Genomic DNA, 25644 nt, shown 5'->3' on the forward strand with positions numbered 1-25644 from the left:
GGAATCCTCTTGTACTTAATTGTGGGTTGAATGGTTACTGCGCATGGCCAAATAATGCTGTGTAAACGTAGTAAAATAGCGCTCCAGTGCTGTAGCGGTTTGCGTATTTTGCAACAACGCGAGCGTTTGGCTTACCGCTTCTACGGTGGCTAATTGGTTGCTTCCCGGGGCTTGCCTAAGCTGGTATTGGCTGGACGTGTCGACCTGTAGGTGAACGATTGGCAATGCGTGCAGCCATGGGCTTTGTAAATATATTTTCCTGGCCTGCTTCCAGGTGCCATCCAGCACTATCAGTAACAGGCGTTTATTGCTTGGCAGCGAGCTGAGGTGATCAATTACTGGGTTGTGTTCACCGGGGAATACCAGTACTGGCGCGTACTGTGGTTGGTTAATAAGCGTCAGTAATTCCGGTGGCTGTTGGGTTCTGTGCCAAGTGCAGGCCCAGGTGTTAGCCGGGAAACAATCTGCAATTAATCTGCCGGTGTTGGTGGGTTTAAGTAGCTCGTTGCGATGGAAGACCAGCAGAAAATCGCTGCCTTCGCACGGGGCCGGTGTTCGCTGGGAGCAAAAGCACGGATTGAGAAGGCACCTTGTGCAGCGCTTTACACGATGCCCGCGCGCTAAAAACGGCTTGGTTGATTCCGCCACCCGCAGTGCGTGCAACTTAGACCAGGCCGTAGAGCCAGACTCTGGATTGTGCTCAGCGGGCTGCCAAAGCGCACCGGCGTCACTCCGGCCGCTACGCTCGCTGGTATTGGGATGGGGCGTGGATTGCATTACCAAGGCAGGGATTGGCCATCGGAATGCTTAAATTGACCGCTGTTTGTTAAATCGGTTTCGGCAATCCGAGCCGCCAATCCTGCCGCGCTTTCTTCGGCTGTGATATTACCGGTACCGTCGACCATATCGGTTTGCACAAACCCCGGGTGTAGGATTGCCACGGCAATACCGCGCGGTGCGATGTCTTTTGCCAAAGAGACACTGGCAATATTGAGTGCCGTTTTAGACATTCTGTAACCGTAGTAGCCACCGGAGGTGTTGTCCTCAATGGAGCCCATACGGCTGGTGATCATGGCTATTTTGCCGCCCTTGTTTAGATAGGGCAGCAGGGCCTGGCTGATCATGATTGGGGCAAGGCTATTGACCCGGAACTGAGCCAGCATGTGCTCGTAGTCGAACTCCCCTAAAAATTCCTCGTGCATAATGCCAGCGTTATTGATCAGTAAGTCGATGGCTTGGTCATGCAGGTGGTGGCACAGTACGCCGAAAACTTTCTCGCCCACATCGGCTTGGCTCACGTCGATACCGGTTATGACGTGGGCCGAGGTTTGCTCCAGCGCCGGAGATGCGGTTCGGCAAAGTGCGAAGACTCTGTCGCCGTTGTTGCAGTAGTGTTGGCACAAGGCCAAGCCGATGCCGCGGTTGGCTCCGGTAATAACAATATTTTTCATAACAAATTAATCGCCCATTAAAGCTTTTTACACAGCTCGGTGATTCGTTTCATAAACCATTGCTTGGCTTGACCCATACGGTTGTTCTTCCAAGCGAGCACCAGCTCAACCTCCTGGGGTTGGCCATCGGTAATGGTGTTTAGTGTGCCGTCCTTAAGGTCTTGCGCAATCCAAGACATAGGTAAAGAACCAATGCCTAGCCCTTGGCGCATGGCTAAGATTTTCTGCGGCATTGTAGTAACGGTTAAGCGCGGTTGGTTATCAAACAAACGTACTTCTCGCTTGGGCCGAGTGATGGCTGAGTCGGCAATGGCAATGGCTCTGTACCGACGCAGGGTTTCAGACTCCAAAGGCGCCTCCTCCTGGTGAATAGCGTGGCTGGGCGCGGCACAATAGACCATGGTATCGCGGTAGAGCGTTCGGGTTTGCATGTCGCTGCCGGCGGCGTCGATCTGAGAGCCGATGACCAGATCCACTCGGTCGTGCTCTAATAGCTCCCAGGTGCCACTGAGCACTGAGTCCTGCAGCCGTACCTGGGTGCTAGCTTTACTGGCCAATTCGTCGATTAACGGAAACAGCAGTTCCGTCTTAAATAGCCCTTCGACTGCAATAACCAAATCGGTTTCCCAGCCGTTTGAGAGTTGGCGGGCATCGTCAATCATCTCTTGCGTGGCAAGTAAGATCTCCCGGCCGCGTTCAAGAATGAGCTTGCCCACCGGGGTTAGCTGCGCTCTGTGCCCGGAGCGATCAAACAGCAACAGGTCTAATTCGTCTTCCATTTTTTGAACGCTGTAACTCAATGCAGAAGGCACCTTGGCTAGCTCCTCGGCAGCCGCCGCAAAGCTTCCGCGCCGGTCAATGGCATCCAGAGTGCGCAGAGATTCAAGAGTCAGGTGTGGGTCTCGGCTCATGGTGTGTTGGTCAATCCTTTGTGCTGGAACAAATAGCGCTACTATGCCACATTGCTGGCAAAAGGCACGGTCTTAGAGGCTTGTTTGTCACATCCATTGGTCTTAATTGGTTACTCATTGGGTGTCTTTACTGCGTGAAGGCAACCAGTGAGGGTTATGGCTTGACTTTCGTGGCTGGCTATTCAACAATTGCTGCAATGCAGCAAAATGCTTAGGCAGTAGTTTTTGAGCATTGTCGGTACAGCGCTCCACCGCATAAACCACACTGTTGCGTGGTCTAATCATTGGGTGTTGTGCCAAGTAATTCGTTTATTGTTGTAAATACGACCAAATACCGGTTAACCCGGAGGAAAGGAGATCTAGCATGACTGAAGACATGATGAAACCATTTGAATCCGTTAAAGCACTGATGACCATGCAGGCCGACGTCATCTCAAAAACCGTTGCTCAGCAGCAGAAGTCTGCTCAGTCCCTGGCTGGTTTCTTTCAAGATGAAGCCAAAAAGGCACAAGAGTTGAAATCGCCAGAGCAGCTTATGCAGTTCAATATGGAAACCAGCAAAGCGTTGTTTGAGCTGCTGCAGAGCCAGGGCGCTGAGTTTACCTCCCTTGCTGAAGAAGCACGTGATGCCTTTATGAAAAGTGTGAGCAGCTTCGGCCCTAAATAAGCCAAGCTTCGAACTACCACAAAAAACCCCGGCGTGCCGGGGTTTTTTGTGCCTGTTGAGGTCGCGAATTTGAAGAATTGCCGATTGTTGGCTTGCTATGCAACGTTAACCCACACAGCGGTGTCTTGTTATACTGATCTCTTTGTTTGGATGAGTTGTGTTTATGTGGTTAGGTAAAGTCATTGGCGCGCTGCTGGGTTTCGCGGTCGCCAACGTATTTGGTTTGGTAGTAGGGGCCTTTATCGGCCACATGTTTGACAAATCCCTGGGCCAATTTAAACCGGTGCTCAGTGCGCAGGAGCGCGAACAGGCCGAACATCTATTTTTTGAAACAGTATTCCAGCTCATGGGCTATGTAGCCAAAGCTGATGGTCGTATCTCTGAGGAAGAGGTCGCCCAAGCAGAGCAGCATATGGCGCAAATGCGCCTTAGCGGCGAACAGAGGCAGCAAGCCATTGCCCACTTTAAAGCTGGGGCTGAGCCAGACTTTGATTTGGTGGCTTTGGGCGGCCGATTTAACGAGGTGGCTAATCGACTACCTAAGCTAAAGCAAACGTTACTCACCTATGTGATCAATATGGCTTTAGCGGATGGCCGACTGGACCCCGCAGAAGAAGCTTGCCTGTCTCAGATTGCCGCTCAAATGGGGTTTTCGGGCTTTGCCTTTAACCATTTGATGGCCATGCTTCGAGCCCAGGCTGGGTTTCAACAAAGCCACGGCGCCGGCGGTGCCTTTGGTCAAGGGCACGCCGGTGGCCAGCAGTCCTACCGGCCGCCTTCTGCTGCCGACGAGCTGGCAATGGCCTATGAGGCGTTGGGCGTGGACGAGCAGGTTAGCGATGCGGTATTAAAGAAAACCTATCGTAAATTAATAAGCGAAAACCATCCTGATAAACTCATGGGGCAGGGGGTGCCACAAGAGATGATCGACGTTGCAACGGAGCGCTCTAAAACCATCCAAACGGCCTACGACCTGATCAAAAAGCATCGTAAAGCGGTCAATGGGTAATTCAACTATGGACGAGCGCAAAGAAAAAACTTATTCCCGCTCCGCTCTGGCCGACGCCCTAGATTTGTCTCTCAAAGAAGTAACTGAAATCATGATCAACGCTGGCTGGATCTTACAGGATGGCGACGGCTGGAAGCTTACCGCCAAGGGCACTTTCGAAGGCGGTTATTTAAAGGAAAGTAAAAAGTACGGCAGTTACTTGGTCTGGCCGCAAGCCGTGCTGGATCACGCGGTGTTTAAGGTTGAGCGGGACGAATCGCTTTCGGCCAGTGAAATCGCTAAGGCAGTTGGTTTGTCGCCTCGCTTGGTAAATCTGTTGATGCAGCACTGCGGATGGCTTAAGCGAGCCCATAAGGGCTGGGAATTAACCGCCCATGGTAAAACGGTTGGTGGTATTCAGCATGAAAACCCAAAAACGGGTGTGCCCTGGGTGGCTTGGCAACCAGCTTTGTTAGCCAATGATTACTTCCAAGCGGCCTGCGTGTGCTTAACCAATGAAGGGGCCAAAGAGGATACTCGTTCTCTCAACGGCATTGCGGTGACTAGGCCGCAGATTGGCGCCTTTTTATCTTGGTGTTACCTCTCGGGAGTTGTGGTTGCGCAGCAAGTGGCCAATAGCCAAAGGCCTAGCATGGTGTTCGATTTGTATCTGCCTAAGGTTGGCTTATATCTAGATATGTGGGATGCATCACTCACGCCTCAGCAGTTAGCCGAAAGGCTGGAGCGCCCCAAAATTTGTCAGACCCAGGGCATTGACTATTTGGTGCTGGAAGCAAGCAACCTAAATGAGATTGAGCAGGAAATGCCCCGCGAACTGCTAAAAAGAGACTGTGAGCTATAGTGCTCTCCAGGCTAGTCGGTGAGCTCCCGGCCGGTGATTAGCGCCAGCCATTGTTTAGCGGAGTGGGTGTTGTCTAGATTGGCGGCGGTTTCTTGTTCTGTGTCGATGGCACCCAGGGCTAAATCAACGGCTAGAGACTGATAAACCGACAGCGGGTGCGCAAAGCCGTTTCCGCTTGCCCGTTGCTGTAAGCAGGCGGCTACATCATCGATATTCTGAGCGCTAATACCGTGCTTGGCTAAGTCATTTAAAAAGTTTTTCATGGCTGTGCTTCTGGTAAGTTCTTCTGGCTGGCAGAGTTTAGCAAGGTTATCTCTCTTTGCGGGAAGGGTATTTCGATTTCCGCCGCCACCAACGCTTTAAATATCTCGGCATTGGATTTATATTTTTGCTCAAAATACTGTTGCGTTGGGGTCCAGAAGCGAACCCCAAGCACCACAGCGCTGTCGCCAAAGCTGTCTATGCCGATCTTAGCTGGTTTAGGGTTGTTGCCATCCACCGACGCCAGTGCTTGGCCAATTACCCGGCAGGCCTTGTCGACATCGGATCGGTAGGCAATACCAATTTCCAATTCCACTACACGGCAGTCTTTAGAGTTGGTAATGATTTCACCAATGATGTGCCGATTGGGAATGGATATGATTTCATCGTCTTCGTTGGTCAGTAGTGTGGCGGCCATGCGCACCTCTGTTACCACTCCGGTTACACCCAGTAATGTAATGGTATCGCCGACTACATACGGCCGGGTGATGATGATATTTAACCCTGCACTGTAATTGGTTAACAGCCCCTGCACGGCTAAACCAGCACCTAAAGACAAGGCACCAATGGCCGCCACCATGGGGGTGATGTTGACGCCCAGTTTATTGAGTACGATAACCGCCACCATAATAACGATGGCTACTCGCAGCATATTTGCGATAAAGCGAGACAGGGTGACGTCGAACTTTCTCGCCAATAGAAGCTTCTCCACTCGCTTCGATAACCGGCCGGCGATAAACAATCCGATGATTAAGACGATAACCGCGCCAAGCAGCTGAAAACTGTAGGTGACCAAAAATTCAATAATCAGGTCGTATAGTGCGGAGAGTTTCTCTACTTCTGCGCCAATGTTGAGTTTATCTGTATCCATGGTTACCTAAAGGGTTTGTGAGCGGATTGCGGTAGCGTGGAGGCTTTTTATTTGGGCTTGGCCTCGTAGGGTAAAGCTGGCAGATGGGGTTTAATCATATCGCTGGCTTCCGAATAAATTTTATTCACATCCGGCATGAGCCCCACTTCCATTCTGCGTGACAGCATGGTGATTGGGAATAGGCACTCCTGGGTGTTTGGAGCACATGTGGCGCGGCTGCGGCCTTTTTCATCCTCGTAGATGCGCCATTCCAAACCGAGCTCTTTGACGAATAAATCACCTAGCACCACGCCCAAGGATTGAAGTTGATAGGATTGGTCTTGTTTTATCAGGCCTTTGTGTATGATGCGCTGCAGTGCTTCTAAATCGTCTGATGTTTGTCGGATATTTTGGCCCAGCTTTTCTTTGCTGAGGTCTTCCACCCACTCTCGTTGGGAGTCCAATTGCCGGCGTTCTGTCCACTTCATGTCCGAAACCTGTGGCCATTCTTTTTCTGCCAATGCCGATTGGATGGTTAATAACGATATTAAAATGGGCGCGATAAAGCGTATCATGCGCCTACCTCCATTATTAGAATTAAGTAAATTACGACCCAATGCCCAATTAACTATTGGGGTAGATATAGAGCCTATTCTAACCGCTCAGGGTCTGACTGTAACGGCGTAGTTTGGGTTCCCTCTATATGGCGTGGCGCCCGGCGGTTCGTTCAGCCTTGGTTGGGGCTGGTTAGGCAAAATGCAGGCTGGTTTAGGCATTGTAAATCGATTGAGTAAGCGTTATGAAACAAGCAACTCCAATTATTGTAACCGTGGTGATTGTAAGCCTGCTGTGGTTTGCGGTATCTGCCAACAGTGACAAAGCGGCGTTACAGCAGCAATTAGACCAATTGAACGAGCAGAACGCAGCACTAGAAGAGCAAGTGGCAATGCTGCAGCAACAACTACAAGTGTCGGAGAAGGGCACCGTGGCCGGGGTGGTGGAAGAGGCCAATAATTCACTGCAACAAGGGCTACGTACCATGTTGCAGGCGGCAGAACAAGAGTTTAATAAGCTGCAAAAAACGCTTGATGAAACGCTACAAGAGTGGGAAGCCCAAGAGCAAAATAGTGAGGAAGGCTCTGCAACTCCGGCAGAGCCTGCGCCTGCGCCTGAAAACCCACACACAGAAAACAGCGGCAGAACACTGCACGAGACATAAGCGCCTAACACTGGGCTGCAAATATCAGTAAAATGCCGGTTATGGTAGATGTAATTGGCGAATATTCCGACTTCTTGGTGGTGCACAAACCCGCTGGCTGTGATTTTCATGACAGCGACGCTGGCCCCGGCTTTTTCAATCAAGTCAAAGCCGGGTTAGCATCAGACAATCTATGGCCAGTGCACCGGCTGGACAAACCCACCTCCGGCCTGCTGATTATGGCCAAGACTAAAGCCTGCGCCGCCGCCCTCGGTGAGGGTTTTGCCCAAGGCACGATACACAAACAGTACTTGGCTGTGGCCGCGAACACGGTGAAGAAAAAACAAGGTAAGGTCGTTGGCGATATGGTGCGGGCTAGGCGCGGCATTTGGCGCTTGCAACGTACGCAAATTAATCCCGCCATAATGCAATTTACCTCGGCATCGTTGATACCGGGCTGGCGTCTATTTTCACTTATCCCCCGCACTGGAAGAACCCATCAGCTACGAGTGGCGATGAAATCCCTAGGTGCTCCCATCCTGGGAGATACGGCTTACAGTGGCTCTTCCGCAGACAGGCTCTATCTCCACGCCTACGGTTTGGCTTTTCAATATCAAGGCGAAGACCACCAATGGCGGATAATCCCTAACACCGGCGAAGCCTATTCAGGCCCTGCCTTTAGCGCTGCATTAAGCGCGCTCGCGGCCAGTGGCTAGCGCCGCCCACGCTATGCGGTTGCCCTCAACTAAACGGCTCTTATTTGCGGTCGGCCTCCTGTCTTTGCTCGGCGTAATTGCTGCGGTTTTGGTGTGGCTGCGGCCGGGTTCGGCGCCAACGCCTAGGCTTGTGGCGACGTTTAATGAGGTGGATTGTTGGTTTACCACGCCGCAGGATTTGACGGCGCAGTGTGGTCAACTGGTGGTTCCGGGTGCATTGCAGTCCTATCGCTTACCGGTAGTGATATTGAATGCCAGTCTCGGTAGCAACCAGCAACCGCTGTTATATTTAGGTGGAGGCCCCGGTGCCGGTCTTGGCTTGACTGAGGATGCAATAAACAGTTGGTTCGGTTGGTATCGGCAACAGGGTTTGCAAGCGCCACTGGTGTTAATGGATTATCGCTCCACCGGCCTTGCACAGCCGAATTTTCGCTGTTCGCCCTTTGAGGCGGCGTATCTCACATCGTTAATCCAACCGCAAACGCAAGTCGGCAATGAACTCTATCAGGCTACCAAGCAATGTCTGGATATCTGGCACAGTCGCTTGTTCGCTCCTGAAGATTTCACCAGCCAAGCGATGGCGCAAGATTATCTACAGCTTTTGGATGCGTTGGGTGTTGACGAGGCCAGCATCTACGCAGTTTCCTATGGTACGCGGGTTGCGATGGCGTTAGCCGGCCGGGCGTCGTCTCGGGTGGCAGCTATGGTGCTGGATTCACCAGTAAACCTCGCCAAAACGGGGGTGAATTATTGGCCTACCAAGTTTACCAATGCTCTATCGAATTATTTTAGCCATTGCAATATGGCCGACAGCTGTGCCGTTACCCTGGCGCAACTGCAGCGTTACCTAAGCTTATTGGCGCAGAGCCCGCGTATTGTGGAAATTAAACGCTGGGACGAGCCAGGTACCTGGCGGGTGCAGGTTGGTGACAGTCTATTGTTGGACAGTTTCTACAGTGGTTTGTACAGCCCAAATCAGCAGTCGCGGTTTGAATTCATACAGCAGGCTTTGGCCACTTCCGAGCTGGAGGCTAAGCCGGCTGAGCTAAAAGAACTGGCTAAAATCATCGAGCCGCAGATAAATCAGGCATTGGATTCGTCATTTAACTATTTTGTATATTACGCCAATCAATGCCTAGAGAATCCACCCTACGACCCGGCGGTTTATCAGCCAAGCCAACAGCAATCAATCTGGCGGCAGTACCTGGGTTATGAGGCAGAATTGTCTGTCTGTAATTTATTTAAACCTCAGCACCTGCAGCGCCATGAGGCGCCGCTATCCACACCCACGGTTCTACTCAGTGGATTGCTCGACCCAATTACCCCCTTTGCCGATTCAGAACTATTATTAAATCAATTCAAAGGTGGCCAACTGGCCGGTTTTACGGATGCTGGGCACGGCGTACTGAACCGTACTGAATGTTTACGGGGCCGTCTGCCAAAGCTATTGAATCCGCAAACAGACACAGCATTACTGTTATCAACCTGCGCCGACGTTCACCTCTCATCTCATCAATAGAGCCGAAAGGTCCTGCTATGCCCGAACTTTGGTCACACACTGTCGGTGATGAACAATATCGCGTGGTGCGAGCCGGCCACAGTCTGCGTTTGTATACCAATGGGGTTCTGCACAGCCAATACAACCCCAACCAGGTTGTCAGCGGCGCGCTATGGGATTTGTTGTTGGTGCCCGCTTTTATGTACCCTGGTCTGTTAAAAAAAGCTTTGGTACTGGGGGTGGGTGGGGGTGCAGTCATTAATATGCTGCGTTATTTCTGGCACCAGCTCGCGGTGGTTGGCGTGGATAATAATGCCGTTCACCTAGAAGTAGCACAGCAGTTTTTTGGTGTTAATGGTGCAGAGGTAGGTTTGCATTATGCTGACGCTCGCGATTGGCTGGCAAGCCACGGTGATGATCAATACGATTACGTTCTCGATGATATCTTCGGCGGAAAAAACGGCGACCCACAAAGGCCGTTCGCGTTTGATGCGCAATGGCTGCACAGTTTATGTCAACGTTTGGCGCCAAACGGGGTGTTGGCCATTAATTTTGATCGTGCGCAACAGGCATACCAACTCATCGATACCCTGGCCGATGCTATGGCCGAACTGAAAATCCAACGGGGGTGGATTTTAGAAAATCCGTCTTATTGCAATGGCGTTTTGGTATTGTCTAAGGCTTCTGTTGAGATGGCATCTGCCGTAGAGCGGATGCAAACCCATCGTATTTTAGATTCTCGTTTGCGCTCGTGCCGGTTAAATTATCGGGCTACCCGTTGTATTTAATTTGCGGCTCTACAGCTAACGTAAGCAATAAATCGTGTAGCTGCCATTACCTGCCACCGGTGTAGTTTGCTTGAAAAGCCCTGCGGTGAAAGCCTCCAGCTTTATAAATTGATTCACCACAACCAAGGCTTGGCCGTCGCTTGCCTTCAACCGTGCTATGGCTTGGCAAAACTTAGACGATAAATCTTTGCTGTGTTCGAAACCTTGGTGAAAGGGCGGATTACAGAGAATTAAATCAAACTTTTGATGGCAGCTGGCTGCGGTATCGTCGGGCCAGGCAGTAACATCAAACTGGTTGTGGTGTGCCGTCGCTTGCAGTGCTAATAGCGCCCCTGCGTTGTTATCGGTGGCAGAGATGGATTTTATGCCCAATTGATGTGCCGCTAACGTAAGGAAACCGTAACCGCAGCCCAGGTCCAAAACGGATTGGGTGTGTGCGTTAATTGCCGATTGGCTTTGCTTTAGGTAGTCCACCAACAGGGCGCTGCCGGCATCTATTTTATTCCACCCATAAACACCCGGTTTGCTGTATAGCGCGTTTCCGTCCAGTTCGCCAATAACCCGCAGCTGTTGATAATTTTGGTCTTTTAACGGTGTTTGGCTCGGGCTGGCGTCTGATTTGGTAGCCAGCTCGCAAAGGTAAAGGTCGCCGTGCTTTTGCGTGGCTATGGTATCAAATAAGGGCTTTGCCGCTTTAGCAAGGCCTTTAATTCCCTGGTTTTTCTCTCCAGCGATAAACACTCGGCTATTGCTAGGCAGGTATGCGGCGCACTGGTTGAGCAAATAATTGAGAACGGCTTTTTCTTTGGGGATGTGAAAGTAAACGTGACTAATCTTTTTTTCTGCCGCAACAGACAAATCATAGTCATTAAAAATAATGGTTTTTTGTGAATAGTTGGCAATGTCCCAGCGGTTGGTGATGAGGACAGTTGTGTTGGGCTCAGCGTCGGCAGCAGAAACTTGGTCAATCAACTGTTTGCAACTGTCAACCAGTGAGTCTGTTAGGACCCACAGTTGGCCGGCAGCATCGGTTTGCCGTAGGTACTCGCCGTAAAGCAATTCAAAAGAGGTTAGTGCCACCGATTTAAAAACTCGCTATTTCATGTGCGGTTAGGGTCCTGTAGTCACCCGGTTGTAAGTCTTCGCCCAGGTGAAGCTCACCTATACGCTCTCGATGCAATCCCACCACGGCGTTGCCCACCGCAGCTAACATTCGTTTTACCTGGTGATAGCGCCCCTCGAATAACGTTAGCAAAATGTGTTGCTCATCAATTATGGTCACTTCTGCGGGCTTGGTTGGTTTAACCGAGTCATCCAGCAGCACGCCCTGTTCCAGTTGAGTTTTAGCCGTTTCTGTTAAAGGCTCTGCGATAGTAACGCGATAGGTTTTACCGCAACTGTGATTGGGGCTGGTGACGCGATGGTTCCATTGCCCGTCGCTGGTAATTAGCAGTAATCCCGTTGTATCGATATCTAACCTACCAACGACTTGCAAATTAATGTCTGCATCCAGCGCCGCCAGTAATGGTTCATCACCGGCTGCCAGTGCGGCTTCCGTCAGTACGTTGATTACCGTGGCGTGGTAACCGTCATCGGTTGAGCAGACCACATCTAAGGGTTTGTAGAACATTAAATATTGGTCTTCGATGGCCAACACAGCCTGGCCAAATACCGATACTTGCGCATTAGCGGGAAGGGACTGGCTGAGATCTTTTACTGGCTGACCATTGACGATGACCTCGCCGTTTTTAGCCGCACGCTTGGCTTCTTTACGAGAAAACGCAGTGTTGTTAGCGATAAATTTATCCAAGCGCATGGGGTGCCTCAATGTCAGTTGTGCCAGCGGCGCGTTGCCAGCCAAATTCGTGTAACAGGTGGTTCATTGTTTCATCCAAAGGCGCAGTTATGGCCAGTGGCTGTTGAGTCACTGGGTGGTTAAAGCATAATCGGTGCGCGTGCAACAATAGCCTGTGAGCGTTAAACGCGGTTTGAAAAAACCGATTATGGATGCTTTTACCGTGTTTAGCATCGCCAATGATGGGGTGGTTAATGTGTTTTAAGTGCCGCCGTAGTTGATGCTTGCGCCCGGTTTTCGGTTGGCACTCCACCAGCGAATAGCGGCTAGTCGGATACCTATCTACAGGGTTCTCGAGCTCAATGGTTGCCAACCTCGTCACTTTTGTCACGGCTTCTTGGGCGGGTTTGTCCTGTTTGGCGTGTTTATCTGCGATTTTGTCCAGTCGCTCTTTTAAAGGATGGTCTACGGTGACTTCCTGGGGCGCCCAGCCGCGAACGATCGCTAGGTAGGTCTTTTGGGCTTGTTCCTGCCAATTGGCGCACACCTTACTGGCGGTGTCCGACGACAGGGCAAACAACAAAACACCGGAAGTAGGGCGGTCTAGTCGGTGGATAGGGTAAACCCATTGCCCCAGCTGGTCTCGCAGCATTTGCATGGCAAAGCGAGTTTCATGCTTATCAATGGGGCTTTTATGTACCAATAAACCGGATGGCTTATTAATAGCCACCAGGTGCTCATCTTGGTAGAGGATGGGTAATACATCAGACAATTGGGAGCGCTCCTAAGCGAGTTAAAACCGCCCCCAACGGGCGTAAAACGTTCTGTCGGCTTAACCGTTAATTTTCTTCTCACCAGAATCCACCGACTGATAGATTAGGGTGTTAATGGTCATTGGGCCCACACCGCCCGGCACCGGGGTAATGGCAGCGGCACGGTCGGCCAAAGGTGCCAATTCTATATCGCCTACACCACCGGGGTGGTAGCCGGCATCCACAACCACGGCACCGTCTTTAATCCACTCGGCCTTAATAAATTCTGGTTTGCCCACGGCGCCCACCACAATATCCGCCTGGGCGATCAGTGCGGGTAGATTTTGGGTCTTGGAGTGGCATATGGTCACGGTGGCGTTGGCGTTGAGTAGCATAAGCGCCATTGGCTTGCCAAGAATGGGGCTGCGGCCAACGACTACGGCATGCTTACCGCTCATGGGTATTTCATAGGCCTCTAAAAGACGCATAATACCTTTGGGCGTTGCACAGCCGTATGCTTCTTCGCCCATGCTCATTCGGCCGAATCCTAGGCAGGTTACGCCATCGACGTCTTTCTCTAAGGCAATGGCATCAAAGCAGGCCCGCTCATCGATTTGAGGCGGCACCGGGTGCTGGAGCAAAATACCGTGAACTGAGGGGTTGTTGTTCAGTGCGTCAATTTCAGCCAACAGTTGTTCAGTGGTTGTTGACTCTGGCAGTTCCACTTTGAGGGAATCCATGCCGATGCGTTTACAGGCGTTGCCCTTCATTTTCACGTAGGTGGCAGAGGCCGGATCACCGCCTACTAATATAGTGGCAAGTATCGGCGTTTGCCCGCCGCTTTGCTCTTTGAGCTTGGCCACGCGGGCGCTCAGTTCTTGTTCGGTTTTGGCCGCAAGAGCCTTGCCGTCTAAAACCACTGCTGACATAAGGGATTCCTGTTGAAGTTCGTCTGGTGGGTTTGTTTACCAGGTGGGTTGGCAGGGCGGCTATTCTCCCACAGTGCGTCTAGGGGCTCAATTGCTTGTGAGCGCTAGGTAGTCGGGGTGGTCTGGTTATTCTCTAACCATGTTATAGGCCTAAGTGTTTGGTTTCTTTGAAAGAATTCAGATTAGGCGTTGACGAAGCATAGGGGCGTAGGTATGATGCGCACCACTTGAGACAGGGGGCACACAAAACCTCTTGGCCAAGGAGCAAAACGGCTCGTTAAGATTGTTTTGCCCCGTGCCAAAAGCATTGTTTTGATGTAACCTTATCAAGTGTTTTGCTTGGTTTAAGCCGTTAGTCGGAGTGTAGCGCAGCTTGGTAGCGCATCTGGTTTGGGACCAGAGGGTCGGGGGTTCGAATCCCTCCACTCCGACCATTATCGTTTAAGCTAACCCTATCTACTTGCATGATCGCAAAGCAAGGCGCGGAAATGACAATGCGCCCGTAGCTCAGTTGGATAGAGCAACGGCCTTCTAAGCCGTGGGTCGCAGGTTCGAATCCTGCCGGGCGTGCCATCGAGTTTCACCCCGTGCAGCTGTTCAGAGCCTAAACCAAAATACCAAAGAAGCCCTCGGTTATTTGGTTGGTTGTATACCAAAACGTTTTGCCAAAACGTGTCAGTGGTGGCTGTAGCTCAGTCGGTAGAGCCCTGGATTGTGATTCCAGTGGTCGCGGGTTCGATCCCCGTCAGCCACCCCATTCTTACCTGCCCATACATCTTACCCTAAAAATGTTTTAGCTCATCAGCGGTAGCTTGACGGTAAATGCCGTGCCAACGCCTTCCGTGGAGTCCACTTCTATAGTGCCATTGTGGTGTTCTGTAATTATTAAGTAAGACACCGACAAGCCCAGGCCGGTACCTTCGCCCACGCCCTTGGTAGTGAAGAAAGGGTCAAAGACATTGGTTAGGTTTTGTGCTGATATGCCAGGGCCATTATCTGAAACTTCAATGCAAATAGCGCCGGCCTGATTAAACGTCTTTATATTGATTTCCGCGTTGATGTTTGCAGATTCGCAGGCTTGCAAAGCGTTGCGTATGAGGTTGAGAACCACCTGCTGAATCTCCGGCGGCGAGCATTCGCAAATATCTTGCTCGGCATTCAGTTGCACAAACATTTTGTGTTCAAATTGATCGCTAGTATGAGCGGCAAAGCGCGCTTTGTTTTCCAGCTCAACCACGTCTTTAATTAGAGGGTTTATGGGTTCTGGTCCCTTAGCCGCTTGGCCGCTGTGTGCAAACTTCAATATGTTATTTACGATGGAGGCTGCGCGCTCTGCTGCTTCTCTGGCGCCGAGAAAAAATTGGCCAATTTGGCGCTCGGCAAAATAATCTTGCAGGTTGTTGAGATCGATACCGGTAATGGTGGCGGCGGTTTGGTTTTGCGGCAATTCTAAACTGGTTCTGCGTTGCAGATTCTGGAGGTTATTCAGTACTGCGCTCAACGGGTTGTTTATTTCATGGGCTAAGCCCGCAGCCATTTCACCCAGCGATAGTAGTTTCTCGTTTTGTACCATCAGTTGTTCTACTTCTACACGATTTGAAACATCGTTTATTAAAATAACAGCTCCGGTGTCGGCTTCTGGTAGGGGATGAATGCTTAAATCAACGAAACATTTTTGATCGGCTAATAAAAAACCGATTTCCTCTGCGATGGTTGGTAGCTCATTGTCAATGGCGTTGGTGATTTGTTGCTCGTACAGTAATAAGCCAGGAATTAGCTTAAAGACGCTCTGTTGGAGTGCTGCCTTTGTTTCGATTCCCGTTGTGGTTTTGGCGGAGGAGTTCCAAAGGGTTACGGCTCGCTGCTCATCAATACCAATAATCATAGCGGGCAGTGAATTCAAAATGCTGCGATAGTAATTTCGCGTCGCTGCTAGCAGGGCTTCGGATTCTTCGTGCTGACTGATTTTGTTTGTTAGCTCGGAGTTGGCCTGCGAAAGCGTAGAGGTGCGCCGGGAAATACTTTGCTCCAGTTTTTGTTTCATGTCTAAAAACTGGTGGCGAATTTTTATTAACCACAAGGTTAGGCCGGCGATGATGACTAGCAAAAACGCAATAACCAAACCCGGTTGAAAAATAGTCACCGAGCCGGAGTTGGCAAATGTTTTAGTAGTGGCTACCAGGCAAATCAGAGCACTGGCTACAATGATTGTTGGTTTAATAGTGCGGTGAGGAAGTCTTTGCATGGGAGGGTTGGCTGGTGCCTTCATTTTTATGTGTTTAACCCGGCGATTTTGGTGAAATTTCACTCTACCTGAGGTTTATTTGTTAAGCAAAGCGGGTGTTGTACTAGGCGACAATAATATAGGTGTTTTTTACCAAAATTTCCCTCGAAAAGGGTTTGACATCAACCGGCAAATCCGTAGAATGCCCACCACATCGCAAGGGGTGGTTAGCTCAGTTGGGAGAGCGACGGCCTTACAAGCCGTAGGTCACAGGTTCGACCCCTGTACCACCCACCAATTTCCTACAAGTGTGGCAAGCGCCAAAAGCTTTGGAAAGTGCCGCAGACATGAACATCTGCGGGTTGGTAGAACCAATAAAGCAGCGATGATTGCGGACCGGTAGTTCAGCTGGTTAGAATGCCGGCCTGTCACGCCGGAGGTCGCGGGTTCGAGTCCCGTCCGGTCCGCCACTATCTCAAAGCCTCGGCAGTCGCCGGGGCTTTTTCGTTTCTACAAAGTATTCCAACCCTGGGACGGGACGATGACAAATGGGCAGGAAGCCCATTTGTACTACGCAGTAGCCCGAAGGGTGGAATACAGGGATGTATGGAATAAGCCCGCGAAGCGGTGTTCGACCAATTTGTCAGGAACACTAAATTGGCCTGGAGCCAATTAGAACAGCCGAAGGCTGACCGCAGGCAAGCCACAGGGATGTGGCTTGTAAATTGGCATTGCGTAGCAACCCGAAGGGTGAGGCTGGCAGTGATTTGCTCCTGCAATCGCTGCATTCAAACCATCCCTGGTTTTCGATGTGCCGAAGAGTCCCGTCCGGTCCGCCACTATCTCAAAGCCTCGGCACTTGCCGGGGCTTTTTTGTTTCTACGAGGTGATCTAACTCTGGGGCGGGACGATTAATCCTTGAGAGTCGCCACAGCCCTTAGGTTGTTATGGTTTATCCCTCCCGCTGCGCCACTATCTTCAAAGTCTCGGTATCTGCCGGGGCTTTCTTGTTTCTGCGATGTAATTTAACGCTGATGTAGGACGCTCCAACGGTTTACTGGGGCAGGGGGTCAGACAGGAGCAGAAAAAGGCTTGCCTTATAGGTGGCTCTGTGCCACTATTTGTTTCGTTGGCGAGACAAGTGGGATTCACTTAGCTAACCTGCGATAGAGCGAACCTGGAAAGACCGGGTTCCCGTCAAACACAGCAAGGAGTTTGCTGACATGAAAGACTTTGATTTTGCCGTATTTATCGGCCGTTTTCAGCCCGTCCATAATGGTCATATGGCAGTTATTAACGATGGGCTGCGTTGCGCCGATCAACTAATCATATTGTGTGGCTCCGCCCACCAGCCTAGATCCACACGCAACCCATGGACTGTGGAAGAGCGTGAGGCGATGATTCGAGGGGCGATTTCTGCACCAGAAAACAAACGTGTTCACATCGTGCCATTGATGGATATCGTCTATAACGACGAATCTTGGGTGCGTAATATTCAGGCCACCGTCAATGGATTGGTTGTTGCCCACCACGGAATGCCGCACAAGCAGCCTCGCATTGCGTTGATTGGCCACAGTAAAGATCAATCCTCCTACTACCTAAACCTTTTCCCTCAATGGCAATCCATCGGGGTTGGTAATTACCAAGGGCTAAGTGCTACTCCAATAAGGGATGCTTTATTTGCCTCGGATGCTAAAAACACCGGTGCTGAGTATCTGAGCAGCGACTGTGCGAAGCAGTTAATGCCTAATAATGTAAGAACGGATTTGGTGGCATTTTCGAAAACGGATAACTATCAGTTTATAAAGCAAGAGCATGAGTTCGTTGCCAAATACAAGCAAGCTTGGTCTGCAGCACCCTATGAGCCGACCTTTGTGACAGTGGACGCGGTGGTTGTGCAAAGTGGCCACGTATTGCTGGTGGAGCGCAAAGCTCGCCCGGGAAAAGGGCTATTAGCTTTGCCAGGAGGGTTTGTAAATCAAAATGAGAAATTGGTGGACGCCTGTTTGCGCGAGTTGAGGGAAGAAACTCGCTTAAAAGTACCGGCTCCGATATTAAAAGGCTCCATCAAATCACAGCAAGTGTTTGATGACCCTAACCGGTCGGCCAGGGGGCGCACCATTACCCATGCGTTCTACATTGAGCTTGCACCAAATAGTACGTTGCCAAAAGTTAAAGGCGGTGATGATGCTAAACATGCGATGTGGGTGCCGCTGGCTGAACTTGACCCAGCCACTTTATTTGAAGATCACTATTTTATTATTCAAGAAATGACTGGCATGTAACCGGTTAATACAAAAGCTTGGAAATAGCATTTCCATTTAAAAGAGAGAAGGGAAAGACCCGACTCCGACAACAATGACAGGAGGATTTCCGTCATGGCTAATCGCAACCTCATCTTAAATGCCGACTCTTACAAGGCATCTCACTTTCTGCAGTACCCGCCAGAGACTGCTCGTGTCTCTAGCTATATCGAAGCGCGGGGAGGGCAGTTTAAGCAGGCCGTATTCTTTGGTTTACAAATGTTTATCAAAGAATATCTCACCAAACCCATTACCCACGCAGATGTGGACGAAGCGCAGGCAGTATTCGCCACCCACGGCGTTCCCTTTAATGAAGCGGGCTGGCGCTACATTGTTGACACCTACAATGGTTATTTGCCGATTGAAATTGAAGCGCTACCTGAAGGTGCCGTTGTCCCGGTGAAAAATGCCATGGTTCAAGTGGTGAATACCGACCCAAACTGCGCCTGGTTAACCAGCTACGTAGAAACAGCGCTGTTGCGGGCGGTGTGGTACCCAACCACGGTGGCAACTCAGAGCTGGTACTGCCGGCAAGTGATTCTTCGCTACATGGAAGAAACCTGCGATGCCGTAGAAGGCATTGGCTTCAAACTGCACGACTTCGGCGCTCGCGGCGCGACCACTGAAGAAGCCGCAGCCATCGGTGGCGCTGCGCACTTGGTGAACTTTATGGGCACCGACACCCTCAGCGGTTTGATGGCGGCGCGTCGCTACTACGGAGCCGATATGGCGGGGTTTTCTATCCCTGCAGCGGAGCACAGCACCGTCACTGCATGGGGTAGGGACAACGAAGTGGCCGCCTACGCTAACATGTTGGATCAATTCGCAGGCCCCGGTAAGTTAGTGGCAGTGGTTAGCGACTCTTACGATCTTTGGAATGCCATCGACAACATCTGGGGCGAAGAGCTGAAAGAGAAAGTAGAAGCCACTGGCGGAACCTTAGTGGTTCGCCCAGACAGCGGCGACCCGGTTGAGATCGTTTGCAAAACCATCCAGCGACTGATGAACAAGTTCGGATACACAGTAAACGGTAAAGGCTTTCGCGTACTGCCGGCGTGCATCCGAGTGATTCAGGGTGACGGAATCTCTCTGCAAACCATCGAGGAGATTTTGGCGGCGATGAAAGCAAAGCAGTTGAGCGCCGACAATATTGCCTTCGGCATGGGGGGCGAGCTGTTGCAGAAAATCAACCGCGACACCATGAAATTTGCCATGAAAGCCTCTGCCGCTTTGGTAGCTAATGAATGGAGAGATGTCTACAAGGACCCAGTCACTGATCAGGGCAAGCGTTCTAAAAAAGGCCGCCTGGCCGTGATTAAAGATGACAACGGTAATGTGAAAACCGTCCGTGAAGACGAACTCGGTGATCGCAACAACCTGATGCAAGTGGTGTTCAGAAATGGCGAAGTGATTAGGGAGTACAACTTCGAACAGGTCAGAGCTAACGCATCGGTCTGTAAAGCACCGGTCGCTGAAGCGGAGGACGCCATAGTCGCCTAAAAATGTTTACACCTATGAGGCCTGGATAGACCGGGCCTCCATTATAATTGATGAGGATTTCGTCATGTTTAACGTTAAATACATTAAGTGTAGATCCAACAACCTTCTCAGAACACGGAATGCTCATTTTACAATTTACATTGTCACTAGCTTGTCCTTAGTTTTATCTTAGCGGCCCGAATTACATCTTCATCGAACAGTGAAGACCAAGGACTCTCAAGAACGACTGATTCGACACTCAAGTCAAGACGTCCCTCCAAAGCTAGTTTAGTGAAACCCTCTGATACTTCTGTATCTAAAACTAACTGAGATACCGCTCTAATTGCCCCTAGCTCGTTAAGCATCTGAATAAAATATGTTGGCGTATAGTTAAGCTCTTCCTTACAGCGAACAACTAGCTCTTGAATATACGAATATAAGTCCGATTCCGTAACCTGGGGTTCCTCATACCAGCTTCTTGGAATCAGCGCATATTCACCACGCCACTTCTTATCTCGAATGGCTTGTTGATACCAAGGTTCATCTATATCTGCGTGATCGGTTATGATCACTTGAAGTTCGGGAGATAGCTCATTAACAATTTTAAAAATCCACTCGAACAACTTTTTAACAGCAATTCTGTCTTCATCCTTCTCAATTTCGGAAAGATCACCTGAATCAGATTTATCAGCGGGAAAGTACACTTGGGAAGGTTGATCAAAGAAAATAAACCGACCAACTGGACGAGCGCGTTCTATAAACCACTTTGCCAATGCAAGGTAGGTAACAACGTGATAACCCATCCAGTTTTCGCCGCTTCCCATTTTGTCGAGCGTTACACGCCCATCAGGAGTGTCAGCAACAACGGTTAACTTCGAAGCATCTAAACGGATTCGATGATTGCTATACCCAAGACCCAGCTCCTGAGCCCAAACAGTCATATCTTCTGAAATACAATTCAGCTGAGCCTCCAGCTTTTCTCTTAGCGCTTCCGGATCGAGTTTTTCTGAAAGGATCGATATCTCTTCCTCTAACAGAGCTAACTGCGCTTCTAAATTTTCATTATCATCGGCCCAATCTACACTTTCTAAGTAAAGGCTGCATTTTCCAGCCAACTTAGCTCTCAGCGTGTTCAGGCCGTCACGCTGTTCATCTTCGCTTTCTTGCGATCTAATATTTCCAATAGTTTGCTTAATGCGCTTAAGCTGATTATTAAGTTCACTCTGTTCCTGTAACAACTGATTGACATACCCACTAATACGAGGTCTGGTACGCCCAACGCCCTGCAATTTTCCTGATAGATCTGCTAACGATGACTTAATGATTTCTTGGATCCTCGAAGCCCTTTCATGCGGGCTCTCACATACAGGACAAACCTCGGACACAGTCTCAAACTTCTTAAACAACCCAACTGACTGAAGCCTATAAATCTGATCATTCACCGCTTGTTCAAAGCCAGATTCCGAGGCGGTATACTCTTGGGCTTCCCTGAGCCTTAACTTCAACGCCCTTTTTTGGTTCTGGAGTCGTCGATTCTCTGCCTCTAAGGTAATAAGTGGATCCTGTTCATCGTAGACATCAACATCCAATGACGGCGACCAACGCGAAATCAGCTCAAGCTGGTCCAATAAAACCTCATCTTTCGGAATCAGATTCTCCGAGCTGTACAACCCCAGATCTGCCGCCTCTGATAAAAGTGAATAACCTTTTAGAAGCCCATCGCCTTTTAAAGATTCAATTTCTTTTATCTGCTTTACCAGACGCAATCGCTCTTGTTTTAACGATCGCAACCTTTCCATTTCGGAGAGCCGGTCATCTTCAGCGGCACCTATAAAATAAGGCAAGGTATCCTTAATATTTTGCGGAACTCTATCCCTTGCCTGTTGATGAAAAAGGATTTCATTATTAGCAATCTCAGTCTGACTTTGGAATAGATAATATCTAGAATGGCGAAACCCGATGGTAACCGGATGCCGGGTATGTCCTTTCGGGACTTCCGTAACATGTTCTGGAACACCAACCTTTTGGGTTAAAAAGGAAACCACACTATCAATGTTGGTGGACCTCGTTAATTCCGACTTGCTAGGTAAGGAAATTTCTTTTTCGACGAGCATATAGCAGGCTGAATTTGCTTTTACGCCGGGCATTGGGGCCGCCCGCGCTATAAATACTTGGCAGTCAGGGAATTGCAAAGCAATGGCATACCAATCTACAGTCTGTCGAATATGGCCAGCCGCTACCATGCACTCACTGGCACCCAAACAGTATTCTACAATGTGGATTAGCGAGGTTTTTCCTCGCTGCGAAGCCCCTGTAATGATATTTACTGTACCTGGCGTAAACTTAACATCACGTCGCTGACCATTTTTTCCATACAATGAAATAGCTAATATTTGCATAGTCACGGCATCACTCCCAAATGTGTATAGATCCCCTCAACTGAGGGGGATTGGCCAAACCACCGACCTAAAAATCCGGCACCTAAAAATGCCTTCTTAAATGTTTCGTTCTTATTAACCATCGCTGGTAATTTTGGCATAGCTTCGTTTTTAATTTGAAAGTAGCCATTTTCCGATAAGAAAATTGCTTCCTGTTCAAGTAGAAATACAATCGCCATGTTAACCACATCAATATAAGCGCTAACTGAATTAGCAAATCCAACTAAGTACCCTTCACATTCCGAAGCCCAACCAGCTAGTGGCGTCGATATAGAAGCAGGCAATACAGATGAGTAGCGACCACATAACGCAAGCGGAGCAATTAGATAAAGAAGTGAACAATGAAGTCCTTGCTGGTTTTTTTCTGAACATTCCCGAATCGCCTGATACAAAACAACCCCGACGTAGGCGGGGTTATATAGATTGGCCTCTTCTTTGGAGAGCTTTGATTCAATGATCATTAGGCAACACCCTCGTTGCTCGCATCACCCAGCTGCTCAAATTCAGGATGCCATCCAATTTTTAGATCATCTGACAGCATGTGATAGGAGCCTTTGGAAAGATACTCTTCTACGAAATCAGGGCGAATAGGAACAACTCCTTGCTGCTGGCAGTACTGATACAACCTCGCTGAATACGCCCTCTTGGCCTCATCGGTGTCAAGTGCCGTCTGCATTTCCATAAATGCTTGTTGCTCATACCACTTCTCAAACAGCTTCCTATCAAAACCACTGATCTCACCCGGATTCAGCAAGCCGTCTCCAGCCCACTTATTTCTTTGCTCGAACGCTCTGTAATAATTTGTTATTGCTAACTCGATTAACTTTTTAGGGGCTTTAAACAAACGCATCTGCTTAACAAATATCCGCATGTCATTATCTACGTCCATCGCATCTGGCAATGCATCAACATATTCTGCAGGCAGGTTTGTGAGCGCATATTCAGGCCGTATATTGTCAACTAATTCTTGTAAAACGCCCAAATTGATGATGCCAGATGGTGTGTCGCTCAGAGCTTCCACGATCCACTTAAACCAGTTTCCTTCAATTCGGTCTAGGAATGCATCAGCCGCCTGAACAGGTACAGACTGCCTGGCGATTGGCTTCATATTTTCTCTGATTTGCAATAGATCTTCTGAATTACCAACAACATAGATTGCACTCAATAAACTATTCCTTTCTGCAGCACTCAAACTCTTAAAAGCCTTATAGCCTTTGTCATTGGTCTGATTTGGCTCTTCACAGATCCCAGACATGATTTGCTGAGCTTCATCTATATCTCTCTTCGGGCCACTTCCCAACAAACTAGCCAGCGAGCCATCCGCAACAGCTTGCGTAGTAACCAACGATAGAATTATATTTCCAAGCGATATCTCTCCAGATTTAATCGACTCTACCCAAACCCTAATGGTTTTCCAGATGTCAGGGCTTCTGTCAGTAAGATTTCCTTCGTTACCATGGAACTTAGTCTGCAAAAGCTCTTCCGGAGAACCATCACTATCGAATGCAATATCGTCCAGCTTCTCGATAGAGACATTAAACTGCTCTGGATCAGCCAAATCGGATAGTTTTTTTAATGACAAATACAGAGCAAATCTAATTTGATAGATGTAACCCAGCATTGAATTTGACGCATCGAATTGCGAGGTGTTACGCATGCTTTATTCCTTGTGCTTTATAACTTTGGCATTCAGGTGACAGTTACTTAATGAGCGTAAGTTCTGGGTTGACAGAAAACATCACGCCATTACCGAATCAGTTAGTTGGCACGCACTATAAAGCGCCCAAACCCTCTGCCTCTCATTCGGCTCATCAAACCCTATGGTATGCACCGCATACCGCAATTGTGAAATCAACCACTGTTTACCTACATGTGAGCCGCAATCTTGCATTATCTGCCTGGCTTTCTCGCGGATATGCCTTACTGAAGCATAGGCCTTTTCAAAGGCTGTCCCAGCAAACTCTTTGGGGAGTGATTCGGGCAGCTCTAGCGGGTTGCTTTGATCCATCAGAAAATCCGTAAACCGAAATGCCTGCTGTAACTCTTCATCCGATTTAATCTGTGTGTAGATATAAAGCAGGTCGTTCTCCAGCTTGGCGAAATCTTTTAATACATGCCCGCGATGGGTATGGAAGAAGTCGATAAGCCACACATTGTCCCGTTCATCAATTATCACATTGGCGCCGTTGAGGTCACCGTGCACAAAGGCGAAAGGGTAGTCGCCCACCATTAAGGGGAGTTGGCCAAGGCCTTCTTTGTAAAATTGATACAGGTTTGGCGCTTTTGTGCCGCCGGGCAAGGTGAGAGGGCCGCTATCGGGGCAGTTGCCAATTAGGGCTCGGATTTTGTGTTTTACAGAATCGGCCCATTGGCTATCAAAGCAGTAGTAGTGCAGCAGGTTTTGCTTTTCGGTGATGGCAGCGCGGTAGAGGCGGCCCAGTTGCTGGTCGAACACGGTATCGAGATAGCTGTGCAGTTTCTCGAGGCTTTCACCCGTTTGAAAGCATTGCTGTAGCGACCGGGTTTTGCCGCTGCCCATGGAGGCGTAACGGTATTTGATGGCACCTTTGGTTTCGCCATCGGCGTATTCCGCAATGGCGGGGGCGTTATTGCCGAGTACCCGTTCGATCTGTTCGAAGGCGGTGCGCTCTTTTGCCATTTCGGCACGGGGGCCGATTTTGATCACGTGGGGAGTTTGCGTGTGGCCGTGGGCATCGGTGCTGTTAACACCGGCCACCAGGTTGCCCGAGAAGCCGCCGTCCAGCACTTTTAGGTTGATGTTTTGGCAGTCGCGAAACAGATAGCGGATCAGTTGATCGGTTTCTTCATCGAGGTTGATATCCGCATCCCAATGGATTTTGAGCGACTGATTGAAGTTTCGATGTTGGGTGGGTGTTTTCTCGCCGCCAAGAAATTGTACGAATTCTCCGATGGAGTCGATGACGGTTACGCCAACAATGCGGTCTAACTGTTGTAACGCAAGAAAGTGCTGGCTGCGAGATGAGCTGGCCGTGAGCGCACTGCAAACGGCCAGCTCAAAATTGGGGTAGCGTGTGCTTAGCTCGTAGGCTAAGAAAAGTATTTTGGCTTCGGTCCAAACGCCGATAAGCCCAACGCGGACAGTACCCTCGCAGTAGGCTTGCAGTGTTTCAGCAAGCGCTGTTTCTTCAAAGTCATTCAGTGTGGTGCTGTTTATAATGGTTTGGTTGGCTTCACCGTGGGGTGTAAATATAAACGCTGCGCCTTCGCTGTCTTTAATGCAGTGCTGGCCAAATTGCTGTAGGTGATTGGCTTGGATTGGGTCAGTAGGGTCGTGCCAATCTCGTATGTGAATAGTCGAAAGAAGGGGCTCGCGTGTTGCCCAGCTCATAAAGCGTTTGATTGGGCCAGACTCGGGATTATCGCCGATGAGGCGACGGGATTCTTCATGCCCAACGTGCAACATATTGGGTAAGGGCTCACCTGGCTTTAATGGTTTAACAAAATCATTTTGTAAACATTGGGTGATGAGCAGGCTGGTCATTAATGGTCCTT

Annotated in this window: 24 protein-coding genes and 5 tRNA genes; 14 read left to right on the plus strand and 15 right to left on the minus strand. The window is 49.7% G+C overall.

The genetic code is table 11. The features are described 5' to 3' along the window. Positions 1–15: 15 nt before the first annotated feature. The 3 genes from ACGHM3_RS11345 to ACGHM3_RS11355 are packed head-to-tail and all read right to left on the minus strand — an operon-like array spanning position 16 to position 2362. On the minus strand, positions 16–777 hold the full coding sequence (locus tag ACGHM3_RS11345) for a DTW domain-containing protein (protein ID WP_345428026.1): 762 nt from the start codon (positions 775–777) through the stop codon (positions 16–18). After that, positions 777–1451: an SDR family oxidoreductase gene (locus ACGHM3_RS11350; RefSeq protein ID WP_345428028.1), complete on the minus strand. Its 675-nt coding sequence runs from the start codon at positions 1449–1451 to the stop codon at positions 777–779. Before ACGHM3_RS11350 ends, ACGHM3_RS11345 begins: the two co-directional genes overlap by 1 nt. Before the next feature lie 17 nt (positions 1452–1468). Further along, positions 1469–2362 carry a LysR family transcriptional regulator gene (locus ACGHM3_RS11355; RefSeq protein ID WP_345428030.1) on the minus strand — a complete coding sequence of 298 codons (894 nt, stop codon included), beginning with the start codon at positions 2360–2362 and terminating at the stop codon, positions 1469–1471. A 364-nt stretch (positions 2363–2726) separates the two neighbouring features. Between ACGHM3_RS11355 and ACGHM3_RS11360 the strand changes: the two genes are divergently transcribed. The 3 genes from ACGHM3_RS11360 to ACGHM3_RS11370 all read left to right on the plus strand — a co-directional run bounded on the left by ACGHM3_RS11360 (position 2727) and on the right by ACGHM3_RS11370 (position 4879). Next, positions 2727–3029, plus strand: a complete 303-nt coding sequence (locus ACGHM3_RS11360; RefSeq protein ID WP_345428032.1) for a hypothetical protein — start codon at positions 2727–2729, stop codon at positions 3027–3029. 163 nt (positions 3030–3192) lie between these two features. Next, a complete protein-coding gene (gene djlA / locus ACGHM3_RS11365) occupies positions 3193–4038 on the plus strand; it encodes a co-chaperone DjlA (protein WP_345428034.1) in 846 nt (281 codons plus the stop codon). After that, the gene (locus ACGHM3_RS11370) at positions 4031–4879 is read left to right on the plus strand and encodes a hypothetical protein (protein ID WP_345428037.1); all 849 of its coding nucleotides are present in this window, start codon (positions 4031–4033) and stop codon (positions 4877–4879) included. Before djlA ends, ACGHM3_RS11370 begins: the two co-directional genes overlap by 8 nt. 11 nt (positions 4880–4890) lie before the next feature. On the opposite strand, the gene ACGHM3_RS11375 is transcribed toward ACGHM3_RS11370, so the two are convergent. Genes ACGHM3_RS11375 through ACGHM3_RS11385 form a run of 3 tightly spaced genes read right to left on the minus strand, consistent with a single transcriptional unit; the run spans position 4891 to position 6565 of the window. Next, on the minus strand, positions 4891–5142 hold the full coding sequence (locus ACGHM3_RS11375; RefSeq protein WP_345428039.1) for a hypothetical protein: 252 nt from the start codon (positions 5140–5142) through the stop codon (positions 4891–4893). After that, positions 5139–6011: a mechanosensitive ion channel family protein gene (locus ACGHM3_RS11380; protein WP_345428041.1), complete on the minus strand. Its 873-nt coding sequence runs from the start codon at positions 6009–6011 to the stop codon at positions 5139–5141. The genes ACGHM3_RS11375 and ACGHM3_RS11380 overlap by 4 nt, the downstream gene beginning before the upstream one ends. A gap of 47 nt (positions 6012–6058) precedes the next feature. Then, entirely contained in the window at positions 6059–6565 is a 507-nt protein-coding gene (locus ACGHM3_RS11385) for a DUF3806 domain-containing protein (protein ID WP_345428043.1), read from the minus strand. Positions 6566–6789: 224 nt separating this feature from the next. On the opposite strand from ACGHM3_RS11385, the gene ACGHM3_RS11390 reads away from it, so the two are divergent. The 4 genes from ACGHM3_RS11390 to ACGHM3_RS11405 all read left to right on the plus strand — a co-directional run bounded on the left by ACGHM3_RS11390 (position 6790) and on the right by ACGHM3_RS11405 (position 10190). After that, the gene (locus tag ACGHM3_RS11390) at positions 6790–7209 is read left to right on the plus strand and encodes a hypothetical protein (RefSeq protein WP_345428046.1); all 420 of its coding nucleotides are present in this window, start codon (positions 6790–6792) and stop codon (positions 7207–7209) included. A gap of 41 nt (positions 7210–7250) precedes the next feature. Beyond that, complete coding sequence (locus tag ACGHM3_RS11395) at positions 7251–7904, plus strand: pseudouridine synthase (protein WP_345428048.1); 654 nt, start codon at positions 7251–7253, stop codon at positions 7902–7904. A gap of 130 nt (positions 7905–8034) precedes the next feature. Beyond that, on the plus strand, positions 8035–9423 hold the full coding sequence (locus tag ACGHM3_RS11400; protein ID WP_345428050.1) for an alpha/beta hydrolase: 1389 nt from the start codon (positions 8035–8037) through the stop codon (positions 9421–9423). Between the two features lie 17 nt (positions 9424–9440). Then, positions 9441–10190, plus strand: coding sequence for a hypothetical protein (locus ACGHM3_RS11405; protein WP_345428052.1), 750 nt, complete (start codon positions 9441–9443; stop codon positions 10188–10190). A 15-nt stretch (positions 10191–10205) separates the two neighbouring features. Here the strand turns inward: ACGHM3_RS11405 and ACGHM3_RS11410 are convergent, their stop codons facing one another. From ACGHM3_RS11410 to folD, 4 genes are read right to left on the minus strand one after another with little or no spacing between them, the layout of a single operon-like run. Further along, entirely contained in the window at positions 10206–11270 is a 1065-nt protein-coding gene (locus tag ACGHM3_RS11410) for a methyltransferase (protein ID WP_345428054.1), read from the minus strand. Between the two features lie 4 nt (positions 11271–11274). After that, positions 11275–12006, minus strand: a complete 732-nt coding sequence (locus ACGHM3_RS11415; RefSeq protein ID WP_345428056.1) for a pseudouridine synthase — start codon at positions 12004–12006, stop codon at positions 11275–11277. Beyond that, positions 11993–12757 carry a tRNA pseudouridine(65) synthase TruC gene (gene truC, locus ACGHM3_RS11420; protein ID WP_345428059.1) on the minus strand — a complete coding sequence of 255 codons (765 nt, stop codon included), beginning with the start codon at positions 12755–12757 and terminating at the stop codon, positions 11993–11995. The genes ACGHM3_RS11415 and truC overlap by 14 nt, the downstream gene beginning before the upstream one ends. A gap of 60 nt (positions 12758–12817) precedes the next feature. After that, positions 12818–13666, minus strand: coding sequence for a bifunctional methylenetetrahydrofolate dehydrogenase/methenyltetrahydrofolate cyclohydrolase FolD (gene folD, locus ACGHM3_RS11425; RefSeq protein ID WP_345428061.1), 849 nt, complete (start codon positions 13664–13666; stop codon positions 12818–12820). 357 nt (positions 13667–14023) lie between these two features. On the opposite strand from folD, the gene ACGHM3_RS11430 reads away from it, so the two are divergent. The 3 genes from ACGHM3_RS11430 (at position 14024) to ACGHM3_RS11440 (ending at position 14423) form a co-directional block, all read left to right on the plus strand. Continuing rightward, positions 14024–14100, plus strand: a tRNA-Pro gene (locus tag ACGHM3_RS11430). Positions 14101–14162: 62 nt separating this feature from the next. Beyond that, positions 14163–14239, plus strand: a tRNA-Arg gene (locus ACGHM3_RS11435). Between the two features lie 108 nt (positions 14240–14347). After that, a tRNA-His gene (locus tag ACGHM3_RS11440) sits at positions 14348–14423 on the plus strand. Between the two features lie 36 nt (positions 14424–14459). On the opposite strand, the gene ACGHM3_RS11445 is transcribed toward ACGHM3_RS11440, so the two are convergent. Beyond that, positions 14460–15911 carry an ATP-binding protein gene (locus tag ACGHM3_RS11445; protein WP_345428063.1) on the minus strand — a complete coding sequence of 484 codons (1452 nt, stop codon included), beginning with the start codon at positions 15909–15911 and terminating at the stop codon, positions 14460–14462. A gap of 200 nt (positions 15912–16111) precedes the next feature. On the opposite strand from ACGHM3_RS11445, the gene ACGHM3_RS11450 reads away from it, so the two are divergent. The 4 genes from ACGHM3_RS11450 to ACGHM3_RS11465 all read left to right on the plus strand — a co-directional run bounded on the left by ACGHM3_RS11450 (position 16112) and on the right by ACGHM3_RS11465 (position 19693). Further along, positions 16112–16187, plus strand: a tRNA-Val gene (locus ACGHM3_RS11450). Between the two features lie 96 nt (positions 16188–16283). Then, positions 16284–16360, plus strand: a tRNA-Asp gene (locus tag ACGHM3_RS11455). Positions 16361–17113: 753 nt separating this feature from the next. Next, on the plus strand, positions 17114–18175 hold the full coding sequence (locus ACGHM3_RS11460) for a bifunctional nicotinamide-nucleotide adenylyltransferase/Nudix hydroxylase (protein WP_345428065.1): 1062 nt from the start codon (positions 17114–17116) through the stop codon (positions 18173–18175). 93 nt (positions 18176–18268) lie between these two features. Beyond that, a complete protein-coding gene (locus tag ACGHM3_RS11465; protein WP_345428067.1) occupies positions 18269–19693 on the plus strand; it encodes a nicotinate phosphoribosyltransferase in 1425 nt (474 codons plus the stop codon). Positions 19694–19839: 146 nt separating this feature from the next. Here ACGHM3_RS11465 and ACGHM3_RS11470 read toward each other — a convergent pair whose 3' ends face one another. The 4 genes from ACGHM3_RS11470 to ACGHM3_RS11485 all read right to left on the minus strand — a co-directional run bounded on the left by ACGHM3_RS11470 (position 19840) and on the right by ACGHM3_RS11485 (position 25633). Then, positions 19840–22071, minus strand: a complete 2232-nt coding sequence (locus ACGHM3_RS11470; RefSeq protein ID WP_345428415.1) for a DUF3732 domain-containing protein — start codon at positions 22069–22071, stop codon at positions 19840–19842. A gap of 2 nt (positions 22072–22073) precedes the next feature. Further along, complete coding sequence (locus ACGHM3_RS11475) at positions 22074–22571, minus strand: three component ABC system middle component (protein ID WP_345428070.1); 498 nt, start codon at positions 22569–22571, stop codon at positions 22074–22076. Next, positions 22571–23767, minus strand: a complete 1197-nt coding sequence (locus tag ACGHM3_RS11480) for an ABC-three component system protein (RefSeq protein WP_345428072.1) — start codon at positions 23765–23767, stop codon at positions 22571–22573. The genes ACGHM3_RS11475 and ACGHM3_RS11480 overlap by 1 nt, the downstream gene beginning before the upstream one ends. Positions 23768–23848: 81 nt before the next feature. Beyond that, complete coding sequence (locus ACGHM3_RS11485) at positions 23849–25633, minus strand: isochorismatase family protein (RefSeq protein WP_345428074.1); 1785 nt, start codon at positions 25631–25633, stop codon at positions 23849–23851. Positions 25634–25644 lie beyond the last annotated feature (11 nt).

Source organism: Halioxenophilus aromaticivorans, assembly GCF_042850945.1.
In the GTDB taxonomy this organism is placed as follows: Bacteria; Pseudomonadota; Gammaproteobacteria; order Pseudomonadales; family Cellvibrionaceae; genus Halioxenophilus; species Halioxenophilus aromaticivorans.

What these genes read in the sequence shown, in the direction of transcription:
- ACGHM3_RS11445 (WP_345428063.1), bottom strand. Translation starts at nt 15,911, where the DNA reads ATGCAAAGACTTCCTCACCGCACTATTAAACCAACAATCATTGTAGCC.
- ACGHM3_RS11350 (WP_345428028.1), bottom strand. Translation starts at nt 1,451, where the DNA reads ATGAAAAATATTGTTATTACCGGAGCCAACCGCGGCATCGGCTTGGCC.
- ACGHM3_RS11405 (WP_345428052.1), top strand. Translation starts at nt 9,441, where the DNA reads ATGCCCGAACTTTGGTCACACACTGTCGGTGATGAACAATATCGCGTG.
- djlA (WP_345428034.1), top strand. Translation starts at nt 3,193, where the DNA reads ATGTGGTTAGGTAAAGTCATTGGCGCGCTGCTGGGTTTCGCGGTCGCC.
- ACGHM3_RS11355 (WP_345428030.1), bottom strand. Translation starts at nt 2,362, where the DNA reads ATGAGCCGAGACCCACACCTGACTCTTGAATCTCTGCGCACTCTGGAT.
- ACGHM3_RS11380 (WP_345428041.1), bottom strand. Translation starts at nt 6,011, where the DNA reads ATGGATACAGATAAACTCAACATTGGCGCAGAAGTAGAGAAACTCTCC.
- ACGHM3_RS11345 (WP_345428026.1), bottom strand. Translation starts at nt 777, where the DNA reads ATGCAATCCACGCCCCATCCCAATACCAGCGAGCGTAGCGGCCGGAGT.
- folD (WP_345428061.1), bottom strand. Translation starts at nt 13,666, where the DNA reads ATGTCAGCAGTGGTTTTAGACGGCAAGGCTCTTGCGGCCAAAACCGAA.
- ACGHM3_RS11390 (WP_345428046.1), top strand. Translation starts at nt 6,790, where the DNA reads ATGAAACAAGCAACTCCAATTATTGTAACCGTGGTGATTGTAAGCCTG.
- ACGHM3_RS11485 (WP_345428074.1), bottom strand. Translation starts at nt 25,633, where the DNA reads ATGACCAGCCTGCTCATCACCCAATGTTTACAAAATGATTTTGTTAAA.
- ACGHM3_RS11360 (WP_345428032.1), top strand. Translation starts at nt 2,727, where the DNA reads ATGACTGAAGACATGATGAAACCATTTGAATCCGTTAAAGCACTGATG.
- ACGHM3_RS11415 (WP_345428056.1), bottom strand. Translation starts at nt 12,006, where the DNA reads ATGCGCTTGGATAAATTTATCGCTAACAACACTGCGTTTTCTCGTAAA.
- ACGHM3_RS11375 (WP_345428039.1), bottom strand. Translation starts at nt 5,142, where the DNA reads ATGAAAAACTTTTTAAATGACTTAGCCAAGCACGGTATTAGCGCTCAG.
- ACGHM3_RS11370 (WP_345428037.1), top strand. Translation starts at nt 4,031, where the DNA reads ATGGGTAATTCAACTATGGACGAGCGCAAAGAAAAAACTTATTCCCGC.
- ACGHM3_RS11385 (WP_345428043.1), bottom strand. Translation starts at nt 6,565, where the DNA reads ATGATACGCTTTATCGCGCCCATTTTAATATCGTTATTAACCATCCAA.
- ACGHM3_RS11460 (WP_345428065.1), top strand. Translation starts at nt 17,114, where the DNA reads ATGAAAGACTTTGATTTTGCCGTATTTATCGGCCGTTTTCAGCCCGTC.
- ACGHM3_RS11465 (WP_345428067.1), top strand. Translation starts at nt 18,269, where the DNA reads ATGGCTAATCGCAACCTCATCTTAAATGCCGACTCTTACAAGGCATCT.
- ACGHM3_RS11480 (WP_345428072.1), bottom strand. Translation starts at nt 23,767, where the DNA reads ATGCGTAACACCTCGCAATTCGATGCGTCAAATTCAATGCTGGGTTAC.
- ACGHM3_RS11395 (WP_345428048.1), top strand. Translation starts at nt 7,251, where the DNA reads ATGGTAGATGTAATTGGCGAATATTCCGACTTCTTGGTGGTGCACAAA.
- ACGHM3_RS11475 (WP_345428070.1), bottom strand. Translation starts at nt 22,571, where the DNA reads ATGATCATTGAATCAAAGCTCTCCAAAGAAGAGGCCAATCTATATAAC.
- ACGHM3_RS11470 (WP_345428415.1), bottom strand. Translation starts at nt 22,071, where the DNA reads ATGCAAATATTAGCTATTTCATTGTATGGAAAAAATGGTCAGCGACGT.